The 2993-nt window shown below is 50.8% G+C and carries 2 protein-coding genes; one reads left to right on the top strand and one right to left on the bottom strand.

Annotated elements, in window-relative coordinates; translation table 11 throughout:
* A partial coding sequence (locus tag METMK1DRAFT_RS07470; protein ID WP_009072446.1) for an NUDIX hydrolase occupies positions 1-416 on the bottom strand: 416 nt, incomplete at its 3' end.
* Between the two features lie 348 nt (positions 417-764).
* On the opposite strand from METMK1DRAFT_RS07470, the gene METMK1DRAFT_RS07465 reads away from it, so the two are divergent.
* Positions 765-1541, top strand: a complete 777-nt coding sequence (locus METMK1DRAFT_RS07465) for a KaiC domain-containing protein (RefSeq protein WP_009072444.1) — start codon at positions 765-767, stop codon at positions 1539-1541.
* The last annotated feature ends 1452 nt before the right edge of the window (positions 1542-2993 follow it).

The following is a 2993-nucleotide window of genomic DNA, read 5'->3' as shown; positions in this document are numbered from 1 at the left end:
CTGTATACCTGGCCCTTCAATAGGCCCAGGTCTATGGCCTGCCTCACGTAGGGCACGACGTTTTCAGGCAACGCGGAGACCTCGAACCACCTGAGCTCCCAGGCCTTCTCAGGCTCCATTAATGTGGGATCTCCTCTCCACTTAGTGGACTTGAAGAAGAAGTCCACCCTCTCCTGGTTCTCGAATCTATGCATCACGTGAACCAGGGAAATGTCCTCTCCCTCCAGCTCTATCCCGGCCTCCTCCCTCGCCTCCCTGATCATGGCACGAGTCGCTGACTCCCTCGCCTCAACGTGTCCCGCTATCACGCTCCACCAACCGTCCCTGTAACCCGTGTTCTTCCTCATCTGCAAAAGTATCTCTCTTCCTTTCAAGAGGAACAGGTGCACGGACAAGATCTGGGGGTATCTAGCCATGGTCTTCCCTTCCCTCCCGCTGGAATTAAACGTTTGGGCCTGTGAACTTGTAGGTATAAGGTTTCTTATAGGAGTTTGGGATCATCAGGATCACGACTAGATGTCGATCCTGATCCCCACCAAAGTCGCAGGAAAGGTGGTACAAAGCTACGTAGTCCCGAAGGGCCCTTGAGAAAACTCCTGAATGTATCCTTGGTTTGTTTTCGACTCATATACGTCGATTATTCTCTCGATCTAGAGAAAACTCCTGAATGCATCCTTGGGCTTCCCCTAGATTCAGGCTAGTACTAGAGGGAAAGTCCATCGAGTTCTGCTAGATATTTAACCTTGGGCGATAAACTAGATCTTATGGCTAGATTGTCCACAGGCATTCCTGAGTTCGACAGGCTCATCGAGGGGGGAATACCCCAAGGTTTCTTCGTGGCGCTCACGGGCGAACCGGGTACCGGGAAGACCATATTCTCCCTGAGCTTCATTCATCAGGGTCTGAAGGATGGAGACCTGGGGATCTACGTGACCACGGAGGAGAGCAGAGAGTCGATCCTGAGACAGGCGAAACAGTTCAACTGGGACCTGGAGGGTTACTTGGACAAGAGGCTCATAGTTATAGACGCCCTAATGAGGGAGAAGGAGGACGAGTGGTCCCTCAACGAGCTCAACGCCGAGGAGTTGGTCCAGAAGGTCATTCAGGCGAAACAGAAGCTGGGCTACGGTAGGGCCAGGCTGGTCATCGACTCCGTCTCTGCACTCTTCCTGGACAAACCGGCCATGGCCAGGAAGATAAGCTACTACCTGAAGAGAGTTCTGAATAAGTGGAAGTTCACGATCCTTGCGACCTCCCAGTACGCCATCACCACCTCTCAGGCCTTCGGCTTCGGGGTAGAGCATGTGGCGGACGGGATAATAAGGTTCAGGAGGTTGGTCAGGGACGGGAAGTTACACAGGTACATCCTGATAGAGAAGATGAGGCAGACCAACCATGACAAGTACGTCTGGGAGATAGACGTTGTCCCCGGGAAGGGGGTAGTGATCCTGGGGAGGATGCAGGAGAGGAAGGAGGACTATGCCCTACCCAAGAGGGTTATGGACAAGATAAGGGAGGCCAACGAAGACGCGTTCAGGTGAGACTCCAGAGCTCTCTACCTCGAGCGACAGTTACGGGGCTCTCCCTTAGGGCTTACCCACAAGCTAGGGGTAGTTCACTGAGTGTTGCAGTTACGTGACTCCTCACACTTAATGGAGAACCTAAAGGCTGTTTTTAACCACTTCAGGGACGAACTCAACAGTAGATCACGGGACTTCCGTGAGGGAAATACACGACGTCCATGTCCCGTACGTGTACTCTCCTCAGAGTATCACGAAGCGTTTGGAGGGCCCTGACGACGAGATGGTGACTCTGAAGACCCTAATTATCAATAATTATCAATGGAGTATATCAGCAGCGTTTCAACTAAAACCTGTTCCCTATTAACCGGAACGCCCCGCTCTCCGGAGCAGTTGTGTGATTTTCGCTTGAACTGACTCCCCGTCATTGAGCGAAATCCAACGACAGCTATTCGACACGTCGGGTTAGGGCGGCACAATTCGATACTCAGTTTCCAGGCGACGCCGTGACTCTCGTGGGACGCTGGGACTATATGAACAACGCTTCTCTCATCCCCTCGAATATGACGTCCCCCGTCACTATGCTGGCGGGATCCTCAATCCTATCCTCCCTACTGAAGGGAGTTATTCTCCCCCTGTCGACCCCGAACGCCTCCCTCAGTCTCCTCCCCCATTTCCTTATCGAGTATACTTTCTACTTTCCACATTAAAGGGTTTCTGCGGAACTCTCATCGGACATTGAAGTAAGTGAGGCAGGGAAGGACTACTTAGACACAGGAGTTTTCTCGTGGGCTCATGTGACGGTAAATGGATTACAACAGTTATTAGATTTCGCCTTGATTTCAGGTCGATATCCAAGGGAAAGTCCCATCACTGCAGTCGTGAGAAAACTCTCCTCGACCGAGCTAAAACTTAACTTGAGTGAGTACCACGGGGTCCTCCGATGACCCAGGTCTCAAAGAGCTTTTANGGCGTAGCAGTTACCAGATTTTACCTGATTACAGGCGCTACCTAAGGAAAATCCCATAACTGCTGTATGGTGGAGGACGAGCTGTCGACCGTCACACGAACAAAACTCTCTATGTCATACTTTTGTCAGAGACCGTGAGGACGTACATATTCAGCCTTATTAGCATCTTGATTCCAAACCTTTATTAGCTGTCCCTCCTTTGTGGTGAAGTACTTTATGATGGACAGTAGTTACGGGAATCTCCCTTAGGTGTTGCCCTGTAACCTAGGTGAAATCTAATTGTTGCTGTAACTTAACCAGCTCGATATCGAAGATAGTGGAACGAAATCCCGTGGAACACGTAGATGCCGAAATTTTATTAAGAGTCCCCGCGATCTCTTAAACATGCAGAAGACTTTTCAGGGAGTGAACGTAAACCTTCAGCTCCTAGCCCAGAACCTGTACCAATGGTTCATCTCCAAGGGATATCAGGCCCAATTCTACGGTGCTGGGAACTACTACAT

It is taken from the genome of Metallosphaera yellowstonensis MK1 (assembly GCF_000243315.1).
In the GTDB taxonomy this organism is placed as follows: Archaea; Thermoproteota; Thermoprotei_A; order Sulfolobales; family Sulfolobaceae; genus Metallosphaera; species Metallosphaera yellowstonensis.
The sequence above is the reverse complement of the archived record's forward strand: the minus strand, read 5'-3'. Positions and strand labels throughout refer to the sequence as shown.